At 67.5% G+C, this 16,120-nt stretch carries 15 protein-coding genes and 1 other RNA gene; 8 read left to right on the top strand and 8 right to left on the bottom strand.

Features of this window, described 5'->3' with window-relative positions:
• The first annotated feature begins 16 nt into the window (after positions 1-16).
• Positions 17-2,905 carry a DEAD/DEAH box helicase gene (locus ACXJKF_RS20710; protein ID WP_456789615.1) on the top strand — a complete coding sequence of 963 codons (2,889 nt, stop codon included), beginning with the start codon at positions 17-19 and terminating at the stop codon, positions 2,903-2,905.
• An 86-nt stretch (positions 2,906-2,991) separates the two neighbouring features.
• Here the strand turns inward: ACXJKF_RS20710 and ACXJKF_RS20705 are convergent, their stop codons facing one another.
• Positions 2,992-4,503: a Shedu anti-phage system protein SduA domain-containing protein gene (locus ACXJKF_RS20705; RefSeq protein ID WP_456789614.1), complete on the bottom strand. Its 1,512-nt coding sequence runs from the start codon at positions 4,501-4,503 to the stop codon at positions 2,992-2,994.
• Between the two features lie 111 nt (positions 4,504-4,614).
• Positions 4,615-5,331 (bottom strand): DUF6308 family protein, encoded by a 717-nt coding sequence (locus tag ACXJKF_RS20700; protein WP_456789613.1) that lies wholly within the window; start codon positions 5,329-5,331, stop codon positions 4,615-4,617.
• A 161-nt stretch (positions 5,332-5,492) separates the two neighbouring features.
• Between ACXJKF_RS20700 and ACXJKF_RS20695 the strand changes: the two genes are divergently transcribed.
• The 5 genes from ACXJKF_RS20695 (at position 5,493) to ACXJKF_RS20675 (ending at position 8,229) form a co-directional block, all read left to right on the top strand.
• Entirely contained in the window at positions 5,493-6,317 is an 825-nt protein-coding gene (locus ACXJKF_RS20695; protein ID WP_456789612.1) for a bifunctional DNA primase/polymerase, read from the top strand.
• Between the two features lie 8 nt (positions 6,318-6,325).
• Entirely contained in the window at positions 6,326-6,550 is a 225-nt protein-coding gene (locus ACXJKF_RS20690; protein WP_456789611.1) for a helix-turn-helix transcriptional regulator, read from the top strand.
• A 2-nt stretch (positions 6,551-6,552) separates the two neighbouring features.
• Positions 6,553-6,741 (top strand): helix-turn-helix domain-containing protein, encoded by a 189-nt coding sequence (locus ACXJKF_RS20685; protein WP_456789610.1) that lies wholly within the window; start codon positions 6,553-6,555, stop codon positions 6,739-6,741.
• Positions 6,742-6,842: 101 nt separating this feature from the next.
• Positions 6,843-7,151 (top strand): helix-turn-helix domain-containing protein, encoded by a 309-nt coding sequence (locus tag ACXJKF_RS20680; protein ID WP_456789609.1) that lies wholly within the window; start codon positions 6,843-6,845, stop codon positions 7,149-7,151.
• Positions 7,152-7,335: 184 nt separating this feature from the next.
• Positions 7,336-8,229, top strand: a complete 894-nt coding sequence (locus tag ACXJKF_RS20675) for a hypothetical protein (RefSeq protein ID WP_456789608.1) — start codon at positions 7,336-7,338, stop codon at positions 8,227-8,229.
• Between the two features lie 592 nt (positions 8,230-8,821).
• On the opposite strand, the gene ACXJKF_RS20670 is transcribed toward ACXJKF_RS20675, so the two are convergent.
• The 4 genes from ACXJKF_RS20670 to ACXJKF_RS20655 all read right to left on the bottom strand — a co-directional run bounded on the left by ACXJKF_RS20670 (position 8,822) and on the right by ACXJKF_RS20655 (position 13,151).
• A complete protein-coding gene (locus tag ACXJKF_RS20670; RefSeq protein ID WP_456789606.1) occupies positions 8,822-10,015 on the bottom strand; it encodes a tyrosine-type recombinase/integrase in 1,194 nt (397 codons plus the stop codon).
• 75 nt (positions 10,016-10,090) lie between these two features.
• Positions 10,091-10,457, bottom strand: a transfer-messenger RNA (tmRNA) gene (gene ssrA / locus ACXJKF_RS20665).
• 88 nt (positions 10,458-10,545) lie between these two features.
• Entirely contained in the window at positions 10,546-11,601 is a 1,056-nt protein-coding gene (locus ACXJKF_RS20660) for a S1C family serine protease (RefSeq protein ID WP_456789605.1), read from the bottom strand.
• Between the two features lie 494 nt (positions 11,602-12,095).
• Entirely contained in the window at positions 12,096-13,151 is a 1,056-nt protein-coding gene (locus ACXJKF_RS20655; RefSeq protein ID WP_456789604.1) for an ATP-dependent DNA ligase, read from the bottom strand.
• 97 nt (positions 13,152-13,248) lie between these two features.
• Here ACXJKF_RS20655 and ACXJKF_RS20650 point away from each other — a divergent pair, with 97 nt between their 5' ends.
• Both ACXJKF_RS20650 and ACXJKF_RS20645 read left to right on the top strand, forming a co-directional pair.
• Complete coding sequence (locus tag ACXJKF_RS20650; RefSeq protein WP_456789603.1) at positions 13,249-13,374, top strand: hypothetical protein; 126 nt, start codon at positions 13,249-13,251, stop codon at positions 13,372-13,374.
• A 2-nt stretch (positions 13,375-13,376) separates the two neighbouring features.
• Positions 13,377-13,700: a contact-dependent growth inhibition system immunity protein gene (locus ACXJKF_RS20645; RefSeq protein WP_456789602.1), complete on the top strand. Its 324-nt coding sequence runs from the start codon at positions 13,377-13,379 to the stop codon at positions 13,698-13,700.
• Positions 13,701-13,709: 9 nt separating this feature from the next.
• Here ACXJKF_RS20645 and ACXJKF_RS20640 read toward each other — a convergent pair whose 3' ends face one another.
• On the bottom strand, positions 13,710-15,560 hold the full coding sequence (locus tag ACXJKF_RS20640; protein ID WP_456789601.1) for a DUF2207 domain-containing protein: 1,851 nt from the start codon (positions 15,558-15,560) through the stop codon (positions 13,710-13,712).
• Entirely contained in the window at positions 15,557-16,027 is a 471-nt protein-coding gene (smpB, locus tag ACXJKF_RS20635) for an SsrA-binding protein SmpB (RefSeq protein ID WP_456789600.1), read from the bottom strand. The genes ACXJKF_RS20640 and smpB overlap by 4 nt, the downstream gene beginning before the upstream one ends.
• Positions 16,028-16,120 lie beyond the last annotated feature (93 nt).

The following is a 16,120-nucleotide window of genomic DNA, read 5'->3' as shown; positions in this document are numbered from 1 at the left end:
GTCCTACCGGGAGGCGTTGAGCTTCGCCGAGAGTGAGCCCGGCACGCCCGGTCTCCGGTCACCCCAGCTCGGTGCCGTGCACGCCGTCCTCGGATACTGGACGACCAAGGCCACGACGCCGGCCACAGTCGTGATGCCCACCGGCACAGGCAAGACCGAGACCATGCTGGCCCTGCTGGTAGCAGCGAGGATCCCGCGGTTGCTCGTCTTGGTGCCCTCGGACGCATTGCGCGAGCAGATCGCCGCCAAGTTCGAGACGCTCGGTGTTCTCCAGAAGCTCGGCGTCGTCGCGCCGAGCGCCCAACGCCCGAGTGTCGGACGTATCGAGCACGGTTTCGCGGACCCGGGGGCCGCACGTGCCTTCGCGTCTGCGTGCAACGTCATGGTCTCGACGCCGGCCGCGCTTCTCAAGAGCAACGACGACGCCCTGAGCGCTCTCCTCGGGGCGTGCACCCACCTGTTCGTCGATGAGGCACACCACGTGGCCGCGAACACGTGGTCCACCATCCGAAACTCATTTTCCGATCGCCCCGTCGTGCAGTTCACGGCGACACCGTTCCGCGAGGACGGCAAACACTTGCAAGGGCGCGCGATCTACACGTTCCCKCTGCGTGAAGCGCAGATGCAGGACTACTTCTCGCGGATCAACTACAAGGCCGTCATCGACTTCGATGACATCGACGCACGCGTCGCCGACGAAGCCGTAGTACAACTCCGTGCCGACCTCGCGAACGGCCACGACCACGTCCTGATGGCTCGGGTGAGGAGTGTCGAGCGAGCGAAGGCGGTGCTGCCGCACTACGAGCGGATCGCTGCGGATCTGGCGCCCACGATCATCAACAGCACGCTGTCGAAGAGAACGCAGCAGACCGCTCTCGACGGCCTCGCGTCGCGCGCCTGCCGCATCGTCGTCTGCGTGAACATGCTCGGTGAGGGCTTCGACCTGCCCGCCCTGAAGATCGCAGCGGTGCACGACCCGCAGAAGAGCCTGGGCGTCACGTTGCAGTTCATCGGACGGTTCGCCCGCACGTCCTCCGACGGTGCGTACGGAGAGGCGTCGATGTTCGTCGCGCGAACCGAGATCGACGTCGACCMGCGCCTTCGCCAGTTGTACGCCGAGGACTCCGACTGGAACCTGATCCTGCGTGACGTTACGGCGGCAGCGGTCGGACAACAGCAGGAGGTCAGCGACTTCGAGGCAGGCTTCACGAGTCTGCCCGCGGAAGTTACTCTGCGGAACCTGCTGCCAAAGCTCAGCACCGTCGTGTATCGGACCACGACGTCGGAGTGGGACCCGCTGCATCTGGTCGACTTCTTCGGCGAGGCCAACCTGTACACCGAGCCGATCGGCATCAACGCCGACGCCGGCGTCGCCTGGTGTGTGGTCGAGCGCCGCTCCTCGGTGCGGTGGGGTGACCTGCGGAACGTTGAAGAGATCGCATACGAACTGTATGTCCTGTACTTCGATCGCGAACGTCGTCTGCTGTACATCAACCACTCCGCCAACGACGGCGTGTTTGAGGACCTGGCGACCGCGGTCGTCGGCTCTGGCGCATCGCGCTTCACCGGGACGACCGTCTACCGCGTCATGGCAGACATCCAGCGCCTGGTCCCCACGAACGTGGGCGTTATCGACGCCCGTGATCAGTTCCGAAGATTTTCGATGCACGTGGGGTCGGACGTCACCGCAAGCTTTTCCCAAGCCGAGGCGGGCACCAAGTCGCAGACCAACATCTCTGGGGGCGGCTACCGCAACGGGGAGCACGTGACCATCAGCGCATCGCTCAAGGGACGAATCTGGTCACACGCGACCGCCCACAGCCTCAAGCACTGGCGGGACTGGTGTGACTCAATCGGTGACAAACTCCTCGACGAGGCCATCAGCATCGACCACGTGATCGGGCAGTTCATCTTCCCMGAGCCCTTGACGACCCGACCCGACGGTGTCCTTCTTGGGGTCGAGTGGCCGTGGAGCATCTACCTGAACAACGCCGACAACCTCAGGCTCTCTCTCCACGACAGCGTGCACCCCGCGTCACGCACCGACCTCGTCCCCGACACGACCAACTCGACCGGGCCGTTCCGATTCGACGTCCACTCCGGGGCGTGGTCCGTCACCTACGAGGCAGACATCCAGGACAGCGCGATCAGGTACACCTGCATGGGCGACGAAGAGGTGACAGTCGTCAAGGCAAGATCTCAGCAGCCGCTGAGCCAGTGGCTGAACGACAACGGTCTGACGTTCATCCTCGACCACGACCGGATCATTGACGGCGCCATGCTCTACCGCCCCACATGGGACCGCCCACCGTTCGACACCGACCAGCTCACCCCGCTGGACTGGACCGGCATCAACATCCGGACCGAGTCGCAAACAGTCGCTCGCCTGCCGCACTCTGTTCAATTTCGGGCGATCGCCGAACTCACGTCCGACCCCGCCGGGTGGGACGTGATCCTCGACGACGATGGCACCGGCGAGATCGCGGATCTCGTGTGCCTGCGCATCGAGGGTGACACGCTGCTGATCCAGCTCGTCCACTGCAAGTTCTCCCACGGGGACACCCCCGGTGCTCGGGTGGCCGACCTCTACGAGCTGTGCGGTCAGGCGCAGAAATCCGTGCGCTGGCGCCGGGACCTGCGCCCGTTCTTCAAGACGTTGCTCTCACGAGCGCAAACCAAGCACAACCGCGACGGAAGGAGCCCGTTCGAAGTAGGCGACCCTTCCAAACTCTTCGAACTGCAGGAGAAGTCGCTGGTTCTCCGTACCAGCATGCGCATCGTCATCGTGCAGCCGGGGATGTCGATCACCAGGGCGTCCACACCGCAACTCGATTTGCTCGCGTCCACTCAGGCGTATCTGCGGACGACAATCAACGCGCCGCTATCCGTCTGGTGCAGCCCTTGAAACGTGACCACCGATCGCGCTGCCCCTATCTCCTGCTAATGCATCGGCGCCAGGGCGACCAAGTGCTTTCCTGACTCCTGCGGTGCTCAGGGCTGTGCACTCCCGGGACGCGGTACACGCCGAGCCACGGGCCGCCGGGTTACGCCCGGATGCGATCCACCGGGCACCAAAGCAACGCGCGCCTGCGTCGACTCGGCTGYGCCGCTCTCGGGCTCGCCCGATAGGGAGACCGTTGCGGGTGGAGAGTTCAACATCGTGCGAAGAGCCCGGAGCCGCTCCAAGACCTCGTCGAATCCGAGCACGGTGATGCCGTGAAGCCCTGCGCGGTAGCGCTTGAAGGATGCCAACCGCGGAGCCGACAACTCGCCAACTCGGCCGATGATCAGCGCCCCGATCACGTCCTGGGGATCGATCGGCCCCAGGCCAGGGGTGTCCTTTACGATCGTAGGGAAGTGCTCACGCATAGACGCGACCTGCGACTGGACCTGCGCTATCGCCCCACTCAGTTCCGAACTGGGGGCGTGTACCGCCGCGTCGCCCGCACCGCGGTACGGGTTCCCCGGGGGTGTGAGATCGGCACCCGGCGTCTTGATCTCGACGACGTGCGCACTGAGCGTGATCGGGTTGATCAGCGCGAAGTCCGTGATACGGCCACCATGACCCATCGCGTTGCTGCCCTTCACGTGCAGGTGCTCGTAGTACAGCCTGACGGGCGCGGAGAAGATCAACTGCAGCGCGAACTCGTTTGCGTTGAAGAACGTCTGCCAGTACGTCTCGCTCTTCGGCGCGCTCCGCAGCCCCTGCTCGAACTGCTCGATCAGGACATCGAGGGAAACGAGTTCGAGATCCTGGCGCAGACGCCCGAATTGCATCGGCTCTGTCTTGGCGACCTCAGGCGCTTCCGCGACGACCTGCTCGACGAGGATCGCTCGCTCGTCACTAGTCAGCCGATAGCCCTTGTCGACGACCTCGGTCATCGCGTTGATGATCGGGCTCCGCTTGAAACGTGGCTCCACAGGGTCCAACCCGAGCACTTCGGCGAGGATGTTGTGCTGGGCTGCCTCATTCACACGATGCGCAGCTTCACGGCCGCGCCCGCGATTGGTCCTCACGGTGCGAACCCAGGTACCGAACGTCGGGGCGGCGATGCGGAATACCTCCCCATCGGGACCCTCCGGCCCCGACGCTACGATCCGCACGACTGAACAGTCGGTGTGCTCCTCGATCTCCCGGACGATTCCCTGGAAGCCGCGCTCGAGGCCTACTCCATTGGCGTACACCCGCTCGAACCCGTCGGGAAGCTTCGAGACCTCGAGGAGCCCTCGGTCGTTCTCGTCGCTGTGCCAGCGCGGATTCCACCAGCGGACGACGTCGGCATCGAACTGGATTTCGACGACCTGGTCGAACTGCTGGGTGAGCTGACCGGATGCACCTCGGGTCCTCGGGAACAGCCGGAGCAGTTGATGCTCGGCGTCGAACCTCAGCACCTCGATATCGGATTCAGACGCAGAGTTCGCGCGCCAAGACAGGACAAGATCGTCGTCATCGAAGATCTCTATAAGCGTCCCCGCGACATCCGAATTCTCAGTCTGCTCCACGCTCGCTCCTCTGCTCTGTGCGGGATCGAGTCGCCGCCGGCCTTTCGCAGTGTGCCGCCCGCCCGGCGGCCGCATCGGCCGAATGGAGCACGAGCACCTGTTCCCTGTTCGTCAGAATCCGCTGAGTGAGAGAAGACTGGAGCCAGGATCCCGGCCGCCGAACGATCTCCACGCGACCGCGTCGAGCAGCCGCAGGTCGGACAGCGTCGCCATCACCCTCACATGACCTTCCTCGATAGCGTCGGCGCCGTCGTAGTGCGCGAGATGCTCGCGAACCTGCGCGAGCGCTCGACGGTTGTCCTCTCGGCGCAGGTCTTGCTGGATCGCAACCCAGTACAAGCGACGCGCGGCCAGCTTCGGGTTGGCCAGCGCCGCCGACGTTGCCGGCTCCCGGTACACGGCGAGGAGATGGGAATCGAGGATCGGGAACAGCGCGGGGCGCTTGACGTGCAGCACCTTATGCAGTTTGGCGGTGCTCACGCCGCGTGGGGCGTCGGAACGGAAGTGCCCGTATAAACGACTTGCGGCCTCGTACAGACCGTCTAGCGACCTTGGATCGGCGTCCGCCAGATCACTCTCGGCAGGCACGTCTTCCCACGGCGCTGACCGGCCGCGCTCGACAAACCAAGTCGCCTGGATCTTGCTGACTCGACCCCCGATAACCCAACTGCGCGCCACCTCGTCGAGCGCGAGCACATCGGGCTCGCCGATGCCGGCCAAGTCGTACCGCTCGACAGTCTTGTGGTGAGCAATCCMGTACGCCGCCAGCTCTGCTGCAGGTTCCGCAATCGGTCGACCGGCGACTACGACGGTCTGTGCGCTCGTCATGCCGTGATCATGGCAGCCAGGAGCCGCCAAACGCGCCCCTGATCGTGCGCGGCGCCCCAGTCCAAGGCAATMGGMGGAACCACGTCCCTGCAGCGGACTAAACGGCGTGCGCGCACCGAACACTCCCCCGGACGACGCTTCAGTCGACGAGGAGGATGGACGTGAACGCCACCGACCCGGCACCAAATCTGCTGGCGCACGCGCTGACCTACGCCGAGGCGGGCATCCGGGTCTTCCCGTGCCTACCCGGTGGGAAGACTCCGCTGACGAGCAGCGGCTTCCTTGATGCGACCACCGATCCCGGCCAGATCCGTGACTGGTGGACGTGGCGCCCCCAGGCCAACATCGCGACCCCCACGGGCGCACCGGGGTTCGACGTCCTTGACGTCGACGTGCGTCCCGAGGGCAACGGGTGGGCCGCCTACCGCCGTGCGGCCGTCGCCGGTGCGCTGGACGGCTGGCGACGCGCCATCCGCACCCCGTCGGGTGGTCTGCACCTGCACTACCCCGGCACCGACCAGCGAAACAGGTCGCTGCGGGACCAGCACATCGACTTCCGCGCCACCGGTGGCTATGTCCTCCTGCCGCCGTCCCTCGGCCAGACAAAGGCCTACTCCCGGCGGTACGAGGTCCTCCGCGCCGTCTCGGCGCCCGGCCAGCCCCTCGACTGGGCCCGCGTTGCGAACCTCGTCTCGCCGCCAGCTCCTCCGCGTCCGTCGCGGCGCGAGCCGGCGCAGGTTTCGGACGCGCAGCGCACCGCTTGGCTCGCGTCGCACGTCGCACGGCAGATTCCCGGCAACCGCAACAACGCCCTGTTCTGGGCCGCCTGCCGTGCCACCGAGGCGGGCATCGTCCAGCTCGATCCACTCATGGACGCCGCCGTGACGGCCGGCCTGCCGCGGCGGCAAGCGGCGCTCACGATCGCCAGCGCGCAGCGCACCATCGCCCAGGGCCCGGCCGTCCCCGCAACCGCGATGTTCCGGTAGGAGGACCAGTGACCAACGTGCACGTCGATGAGGCGCCTCACGCCCGGATCCTGCTCTCGGTTTCCGACGTCGCGGCCGAACTCGGCTGCGGCCGCGACACCGTCTACGGTCTGCTCGGCTCCGGCCGACTCCCCTCCGTGCTGATCGGAGAACGCCTACGCCGGGTCCGCCGTCCCGACCTCGAGCAGTACATCGCGGGCCTTCCTACGAGCGCTCCCTCCCATCGAAGCTGACCATGACGGTCGCGACGAAGTTGCTGCTCACGACCGAAGAGGCCGCGCTCGCTCTCGGCATCAGTCGTACCAAGGTCTACGAGTTGATCCTGGCGGGGACTTTGGTGAGCGTGAAGATCGGGACTCGCCGCMGCGTACCCGTCGCGGCACTCGACGCGTACGTCCAGGCCTTATGCGCTGGAGAGCAATGACCGGTGGCTCGTCGTGCCTGTTGGTCGGCGAACGCCGGATTGGGCGCGGTACCACCCCCGGCAAATCAACGTTCAGGTCGGTAAGCGGAAGGAGCAGTGGGATGGGCATCGAGTACACAGCGGCGACGCCGGAGGAAGTCGCCGAGTCGTTTGGGATATCCATCTCATGGGTCCGGGAGCAGGCGCGGCGCGGCCGCGTGCCGCACCTCAGGTTCGGGCGGGGCAAGATCCGGTTCCTTCCGGAGCACGTCGATGCCCTCATCCGGCTCGCCACCGTCCCGGGACATACCGAAGACGACGAGCCACCAGAGAACGCGTCGACAGACCTAGGCGCGCTCGGCGCAACGGTCCGATCCATCCGTGCTCACCAACGCCGGCCACACGTGCAGGGCGATCCACAGATGTTCTGAGCGGTCTTGAGTCGCACGTCACCCGAGCCGATGTCTGAGTCGCCCCGGCGTGTCCGAGGGCCGATCGGTCGGCGCATCCCCCGTAGTGGTGGATGAGTGCGCGCGATCAGCACATTGGGGTGAACCTAGATGGCGAGACGTCGGCGCAAGCTGGATAGCTGGTGCCCTCTGGCAAGGTCCTCCCATGGCGACATGGGACATCGAGGCCGGCGAGACGCTCGTCCGCACTGAACTGCACGATCGGTGGGGCGGCGGCCGGTACGGCGGGATGGAGCCCGCGGTGAAAGCGCACAGCGTCTTCCTGTTCACCAAACCTCGTGTCGGCGAGGTCTTCGGCTACAAGTACGACGGCTGGCACGCCGACGGCACTTTCCACTACACAGGTGACGGGCAGGTCGGCGATCAGACGCTGCGGTCTGGCGGCAACAAGGCCCTATTGGACGCGCCCGCACTCGGCAGGGCGATCAGGCTCTTCCGCAGCGAGGGCACGTCCACCACCTATATTGGCGAATTCCAACTCCCCGACCCGCCCTACTATCGCGCAGACGCCCTCGACCGAAACCGAGAGATGCGGTCCGTCGTCGTCTATCGCCTGCGGCCTCTCGGACCCRTTCTCCACTCGGACGCCGACACCGTCAACGACGACCTTCCCACCCCCGAAGAACTTCCCCTGGAGGTGGTCGACGTCGAGCAGTACGCATTGGAACGCCCGGATGAGCCTCCCGTCGCCGTGCGCCGCGAAGCCCTTCTGGTTCAGCGCTACGCCGCCTGGCTCGCTTCGCTGGACGAGGAGAGCGTGCGCCACCGGATTCCGATCCCCGGTGGCGGGTACGTCTTCACAGACGTCTTCAACAAGGCGACCAGCGAACTCATCGAGGCGAAGGCCTCAGCCGGACGGATCTACATCCGGGCCGGACTCGGGCAGATCTTGGACCTCAGCAGATTCCTCGACCACAAGGCGAGGGCACTCCTTGTTCCCGTCCGTCCGAGCGAGGATCTCATCGAACTGTTGCGATCCCACGGGGTGGCTGTGATCTGGGAGAACGGCCCGACATTCGAGAGGTCCGCGGCGCARTAGAGCCGTCGCTGCGCGGACTGCACCGCGACCCGCTCCGACGCCTAACGGCGAGCCAGGCACGCCGGGATCCCACGGCTGTCTTGCGCCGCTGACGTGGGGAGACGTACCCGTTACTACCCGTAGCGTTACTCCCGGACGACTCTGGGCCTCGGCTGCACGGCTGTCGCGKGACCAAACTTGCTCACGGCGTAATGGCCCTCGACCGCAGGATGCCAAAATAGAGTTCTCGTGGACCGAGGCGGCCATCAAGCGGACGGCAGGTCATCGTTCTGCGAACCCGGTAGTTGGGCGGCCGAAGGAGTCGCGTCCGCCTCGAGATCCGACGCATCCCCGCGTCGCGAGCGAGTCGAACAGGAACTGCTCCCACCCATCCCAGCGTTGCTGCACGTCCCCGCGCAGTAGTCATAGGGCGTGAGGTGAACCACCACGTCAGAGCAACGATCCGAGCAGGACCGTGTCCAGCTGACCACCGTGCTCGATCTGCTGCCGATGTGCGTCGTGATGACAACTGCGGGAGGGTGAAGAGCAGCTGGCAGCGCAGCGGACGCCTCTCGAGCGCAAGGCCGATCAGCGCGAACGGCCGATCGATGCGTCAGCGTGCGTCGCCGGTGGCCGACGGTGGCGTTACCAGCCCTTCGAGCGCTCGGCCTGCAGCAGCAGCCGCTGAGGCTTGCTGATCGGGCAGCAGATGCGCGTAGGTCTCGGTGGTCGTCGTAATCGACTMGTGCCCGAGTCGCCGCTGCAGAATGAACAGGTCGACGCCCGCCGCGATCATCCACGACGCGTGGGTGTGCCTCAGGTCGTGAACGCGGGGCCGCTTGGTGAGCCTCGGTGCGCCGGGGTCCGGCGACCCATCCGGCCGCAACGGGTTCATCGCGGCGTCAAGCGCCGGCGTCCATGTTTGAGTCCAGAACCTCGACGACGACAGCTGGTTTCCGATCGTGTTCGGAAAGACCAGGTCGCCAGGCGACTTCTCGGCGACGACGCCTCGTAGAACGGGAACGAGGTCGTTGGGCAGCGACACCGTGCGCCGCGCGCGCCTTGTCTTGGGTGGCCCGACGAACCAGTGTCGATTCTCATCGCGCTTCCATGCCTTGGTCACACGCACCGTCGCCGGCGCCGATCGGAGGTCGAAGTCGGCGACCGTGAGGGCGGTCGCTTCGCCCCACCGGAGCCCCGTAGCAACGAGCAGAAGGACGAGCGGCTGGTAGTACTCGGAAACCTTCGACAGCAAGAGCGCGAACTCGTCCCGTGTCAGGACGGTCATATCGTCGTGCGTCGCCTGCGACTTCGGCAGCTCGACACCCGCGCACGGGTTGTCCTCGCGGTACCCGAGCCGGACCGCGGTGGACATCGCAGCGGAGAACAGACCGTGCACGTTCGCGATCGTCTTGGCCGCGTAGCCACGCTCGGTCATCGTGCGAACCCAGGTGGCCACGTGCCGGTAGGTGATCGACTTCACGGCGTAGCTGCCGAGAACCGGCGAGATGTGCGACGCGAGTTGCTGGCGATAGTGGGCACGGGTGTCCGCGCCGACCGAGGTTAACAACTCGATGTGCTCGGAGATGACATCGTCGACACTCGGGCCACGATGCCGCACGGCATCGGCGATCCGCGCAGCTTCAGCCGCATAACCACCGGCAGCCTCGATGAGTTGTTTGGCGACAGTTGCGTCGCGTTCATCGTCGTAGGTGAGAGAGGTCTGGCGCCCGGTATCGGGATCGCGCCACAATACGGCGAAGGCCCTAGAGCCATCGCGGCGCCGGCGCTCGCGGATGCTCGCCACAGACACAAAAATAGCCACCCGAGTCAACGGATGGCTACTTCTGGTCAACATGACTTGCGTTTCCGCAGGTCAGATGGGTGGAGGTGGCGGGAATCGAACCCGCGTCCGGTGACGCAGTACCAGGGATTCTCCGGGTGCAGCCTGCTGTGATTTTCTCGGCCCCCACGGTCACACAGGCAAGCCGTGGACGGGCCCAGTCAGCTAAAAGTCCCGGCAACCCCACTGACGAGGATTACCAGCAGTGGCTCTCTAGATGACGCTGGTTACTGAGTCGAGAGCGTACTCAGGCCAACGGACTTCGGGACTCGCTCAGGCGGCGAGGGCGAAGTCGGTGCGGTTTGTATTKGCACCTATTGGTTTGCACGGAGCGTTGACGAGATAACCGTGCGTCCTCGACCCGCTTCTCCTGGTTCGACGATCACCGTCGAAACCGATCACCCCCATGTTCAGTTTTCAAGCACCGGCAGCGCCGAAGCGCGACCAGCCTCGCCAGCCTACCTCCCAACGGCGGGCCGGTCGTGCTCATTCCCTCAGTCGGCCGGTCCGGCGATCAGGGTGACCGGGGCCGAGGTGGAGGCGCCGGTGGCGGCAACGGTCCAGGTCAGCGTCACGGTGTTCCCAGGCGCGTACGTGTCCAGGAGCGTGGAGAGCGGAGAGGTCGACGACACCGGCACCCCGTCCACGGCCGTGATCACGTCGCCGGCGACCAGGCCGGACGATGCGGCGGGCGTGCCCTCGAGAACCCCGGCGACGGAGCCGTCGGTGCCGAGCGCGATCCCGATGAAGGCGGGGTATCCAATCGTCACGGTGTCGGAGGCGGCGCCGGTCTGGATCTGGTTCGCAATGACCAGGGCGTCCTCGATGTCGATCGCGTAGGCGACGGTGTCCACGGTGCCACTCGACGCGGCGGTGGTCATGCCGATGACCTCGCCCTCGTCATCGAAGACCGGGCCGCCCGAGTCCCCTGGCACGACGGCGGCGGAGAACTGGATGAGGCCGTCGAGCGTCTCGGGCGTCGAGCCGTTCGACGATGCCGTCATCGTCTGGTCCAGAGCCGTCACGCTGCCCAGGGCCGCGAGCAGGTCGCCGCCGCCCTCGGCGTTGCCGACTGCTGTCACCGCGTCGCCGACAGCCACGCCGGCGTCGTCGTCGAGCGCGACCGTGGCCAGGCCCGACGCGTCCTGCAGCTGGAGGAGGGCGACGTCCGACGAGGCGTCCGTGCCGACGACGGTGGCCACGTAGGACTCGCCCGTCGATTCGATCGTCACCTCGATCGACGTCGAGCCCTCGATCACGTGGTTGTTGGTGAGCACCAGCCCGTTCGACGTCAGCACCATTCCTGTGCCGGCGGACTGCGCGTTCTGGTATCCGAGGGTGCTGGTGATCGTCACGACACCCACCTGCTGGTCCGCGGTCGCGGCGGTGGCGGCCGACTGGTCCGTCGTCGACGGGGCGCTGCCACCCCAGGACGGTGGGAGCTGCTCCTCGACCGTCGGGGGCGCGTAGGCGGCCCCTTCGATGGTCGACGGGGTCGCGTCATCGGTACCCGACGGCGCCTGCGACGCGGCGATCAGACCGCCGCTCACTCCCCCGGCCAGCAGTCCGAGCGCGAGCGCCCCACCCGCCGCGCCGAACGCGAGACCTCGGCGGACGACGGGCCTCGTCGCGACGGCGACGCCTCCGGAGGTGAGAGGTGACGGCGCCTCGCCTGCCGAGGAGACTCCCGACGAGACGGCTCCCGCGGCTTCCGCGGCTTCCGGCCAGACTCCCGACGAGACGCCTGGCGAAACCTCGGACGAGACGCCCGTCGAGACTCCCAACGAGCCCTCCGACGAGAGTCCCGCCGGAGAGACGCTCGGGGGCACATCCGATGCCGACTGCGACGTCCCCGCACTGCGAAGAGGCTCGCCCGGCGTCCGCGCGCCCGCTCCCCCGTCAGGAGCGTCCGCTGCTCCAGAAACCCGCTGCTCGTCCATCGCAAGAACCTCCCGCCGGCCCCCGTGTGGCGCCGTCAAGGAAAAGACAACGCCCCGCGCCCGAGAGGTCGCTGGAGCGCACCCATGCGCAGCCTGTGGACCGGTCAGCTGGTCGCGAGGACGTCCTTCAGCGAGTACGACACGGGCTCCTCGAGCTGCTCGAAGGTGCACGACGACGGCTCGCGGTCCGGCCGCCACCGGCGGAACTGCGCGGTGTGCCGGAACCGCACGCCCTCCATGTGGTCGTACGCAACCTCCACGACGAGCGACGGCTCGAGCGGCACGAACGACAGGTCCTTCCCCGCCGACCACCGGCTCCCCGCCGCCTCACGAGGTGTGCGGGCGAGCGCCGAGTAGTCCCAGGGATGCCCCTCGAGAGGGACGACCAGCGGAGCGAGCTCGGTGACCAGCTCCTTTCGGCGCGCCATCGGGAACGACGCCGCGACACCGACCGAGGCCAGGACACCGTCCTCGTTGTACAGCCCGAGCAGCAGAGAGCCGACGGCGTCGTCACCGGATTTGTGCGTCCGGTACCCGGCCACCACGCAGTCGGCGGTGCGCTCGTGCTTGACCTTCTGCATGGTCCGCTTGCCGGGCTCGTACAGCCCCGCGGGGTCCTTGGCGACGATCCCGTCGAGCCCCGCACCCTCGAACTGGGAGAACCAGCGCTCGGCGACGGCGACATCGGAGGTCTGCGCGGTGATCGAGATCGGACCGCCAGGCGACACCAAGGAAGACAGCACCTCGCGCCGCTCGGAGAACGGCAGACCGGTCAGGTCGTCGTCCCCCAGCGCGAGGACGTCGAAGAGGACGAGCAGCGCGGGCGTCTCGACGGACAGCAGCCGGACACGCGACTCGGCCGGGTGCACGCGCTGCAGGAGCGCCTCGAAGTCGAGCCCGCTGTGCGACGACGACGGCACGATGATCTCGCCGTCGACGACGCAGCGGTCGGGGAGGTAGGACAGCACCGCGTCGACGATCTCCGGGAAATAGCGCTGCATCGGCTTGGTGTTGCGCGAGCCGATCTCGACGGAGTCCCCGTCGCGGAACACGATCGCCCGGAACCCGTCCCACTTGGGCTCGTACAGCTTGCCCTTCGGGATGGACGCCGCCGACTTGGAGAGCATGGGGTCCACGGGCGGCATCACGGGAAGCTGCATCGTGCCAGTCTGGCCTGCCCTTTCGCGGGTGGCCACCGTCGACACGACCGCGGGCTAGCATCCGTCGACGAGACGGCGCGCACGAAGGGACGTGACGGTGAGCGCGATCGTCTGGGGCGAGGCCTGTACCCCCGACCGCGTCCTCCAGGCCTTGTGGGACCAGGTCGCCGACGCGATGACCGCATCGCACCATCCACGGGTGGCCACGCGGGAAGGTGAGTGAGCATGAGCGACCGCCACGGCAAGAGCCGACCGCGTCGTGAGGATCCGATCAGCTACTTCGGAGCCGCCTACTTCCACCAGGACTACGACCTCGAGGCGAGCGAGCCGCTCGGAGTGGTCCGGAACTTCGCCGGCAGCGTCGATGAGGAGACGATCAGCTCCCTGCGACGAGAGATCGTTCGCCTCCTTGCGGACACGCAGGACGAGGACGTCCTCGCCCACCGCTGGATCAACGAGGCCGACTCGTACTACGACCCGCGCGACGACGGGATCTCGCTCCGGGAGTGGTTCGAGTCGGTCGTGCGGGTCCTGGACGGGCGACAGTAGGCGGACCGCCTACCAGCCCCCGCCACCACCGCCGCCGACGCCCCCGCCGGAGAACCCGCCCCCGCTGAACCCGGACCCGCCGGAGGTCCCGGGCGTGGGTGCGGAGATCGACTCGGTGGCGATCGTCGCGAACCGGTCGAGCGACGACGCGAACGCGGTCGCCCAGTAGATGTTCGCCCCGGGGTAGTAGCCGCCGACGTACCAGGACGGCTGCTCGAAAGCGCGTCCCTGCGCGGCGAGCTCGGAGAACACGCGCGCCCACCGGTCGGCGAGCCCGAACACGATCGCGTAGGGCAGGTACCGGCTGAAGATGTCCTCGCCCTCCTCGAACCGCAGCTGGTTGGCCTCGGCGGTGGCCAGGTAGCGACGGAACCCGAGGGACTGCGCGAGCACGGCGGTGCCGTCCTCGGTGCGGGCGGGGGCGGCGTTGCCCATGATCGTGACGAGGATGCCGATGACGACCAGCGCCATGGGCACCAGGGCGATCCCGGCGACCGAGGACCCGGCGGCGAACGCGAAGAACGTCAGGATGGCGCCGGCCACGGCGAGGACGATGCCGGTCGCGTGCCAGGCGGCGCGGACCGACTTCGGGTTGGCCCGGAACCAGCCGGAGGCCGTCACGTGGTCGTAGAGGCCGTCCTGCACCTTGGCCATCGAGGCGGCGAACGTGGTCTTCAGGTCCGACAACCGAACGGTGGTCGACGACGCGAAGATCGAGGCCAGCAGCTCGTCCTCGTACGGCAGCAGCGAGCCGTCCTTGTCCTTGAGCTGCACCAGGGTCCAGTCCTTGGCCTTCTTCTTCGGGTTGGACCGCGGCACCTCCTCGATGCGCAGCCAGCCGCGCACGGCGAGGTCGACCAGGGTCGCGGTGACGTCGACGGGGTCGGCCTTCTCGTCGACGAGCGTGCCCACCTCCCCTGGACGCACGCCCTCGGGCGGCTGGAACTGCACGGAGACGGCGCCGCGCTTGTCCCGGAACCCGACCGTCGCGCCGCCCGGCTGGTTGTCCGCCGGGCGCAGGCCGGGGGTCAGGCCGAGGTAGGCCTTGTCGCGGCCCACGCGGCGCAGCCGGACGAAGGCGAAGATCCCGCCGCCGACGAGCACGAGCAGCCCGACGATCCCGAACACGGAGTTCGGCCGGACGGGGGCCAGCGGGTCGGGCTTGTCGACGAGGATCGGCTCGACCCCGGGGAACGTGCCGGCGGGCCAGCCGGTGACCGTCGAGAACTGGTCACCGACGGGGACGAGGCCCTGCGTGAACGACGAGGACGACCCGGCGAAGGTCGCGGACGTGCAGGGCGTGCTGGAGCCGTACGGTCCAGCGAAGCAGACGGCACCCTCGACGGCTGCGGGGCCGGTGACCGCGACGGTGAGGTCGCCGAGCGGGATCTCCCAGCCGGCGCCGATGACGTTCCAGTACAGCTCGTCGCCGGAGTGCTGCGCGTTCGCGGGGTTCAGCAGCCCGTCGGCCGTGTACTCGATCCGGTACGACTGCACGCCGGAGACGTCGTCGATGTCCTCGTCGCCGATGCGCAGGATCAGCGCGGCGCCGTCGTCCTCCTGGTTGACGTCCGCCGGCGCACCCGTCGACGACGACGCGGTGATGTCGGTGTAGCGGAACGCGCGGTCCAGCTCGTCGTCGTACGACACCCTCGTCGGCAAGGTCAGGTACGGCCCGTGACCCGGGTCGTCGCCGAAGTCGAAGTCGAAGTCCAGCGTGACGCGCATGACGCCGTCTGCCTCGAGCGACGCGGTGACGTCGTACCGCGTGATCTCCTGGCCGCTCGACTGGTCGGGGGCGGCGGCGGTCAGCGCGACGACGAGCCCCACCGCGAGCAGGAGCGCGCGCAGAGCCCTCACAGGTCGCGCTTCTCGCGGATGGCGCGGGTGGCCTCCATGTTGTCCTGCCTCTCGCGCAGCGCCTGCCGCTTGTCCCACTCGCGCTTGCCGCGGGCCAGCGCGATCTCCACCTTGGCGCGCCCGTCGAGGAAGTACAGGGACAGCGGGATGATCGTCTGCCCCTTCTCCCGCGTGCGGGACTCCAGGCGGTCGATCTCCTGGCGGTGCAGGAGCAGCTTGCGCTTGCGGCGCGGCGCGTGGTTGGTCCAGGTGCCCTGTGAGTACTCGGGGATGTGCACGCCCTCGAGCCACAGCTCGTGGTTGGTCACCTCGCACCAGCCGTCGACGAGCGACGCGCGGCCCATGCGCAGCGCCTTGACCTCGGTGCCGCGCAGCACCAGGCCGGCCTCGAACACGTCCTCGATGACGTAGTCGTGCCGGGCCTTGCGGTTCGAGGCGACGACCTTGCGCCCGACGTCCTTGGCCACGGTGGTCGAACCTCGTTCCTGGGTTGCGGTCGCGAGGACCTGGCGTCGCCCCAGCCGTCCGAGCGAATGGTGCGGGTCGAGACTACCTGGGCG

The organism is Cellulomonas sp. P5_C5, assembly GCF_054049655.1.
This window is presented reverse-complemented; position numbering and strand designations above follow the sequence as displayed.

Excerpts from the sequence above, each read along its gene's own strand:
- ACXJKF_RS20680 (WP_456789609.1), top strand. The coding sequence starts at position 6,843 with ATGGGCATCGAGTACACAGCGGCGACGCCGGAGGAAGTCGCCGAGTCG.
- ACXJKF_RS20655 (WP_456789604.1), bottom strand. The coding sequence starts at position 13,151 with ATGCAGCTTCCCGTGATGCCGCCCGTGGACCCCATGCTCTCCAAGTCG.
- ACXJKF_RS20645 (WP_456789602.1), top strand. The coding sequence starts at position 13,377 with ATGAGCGACCGCCACGGCAAGAGCCGACCGCGTCGTGAGGATCCGATC.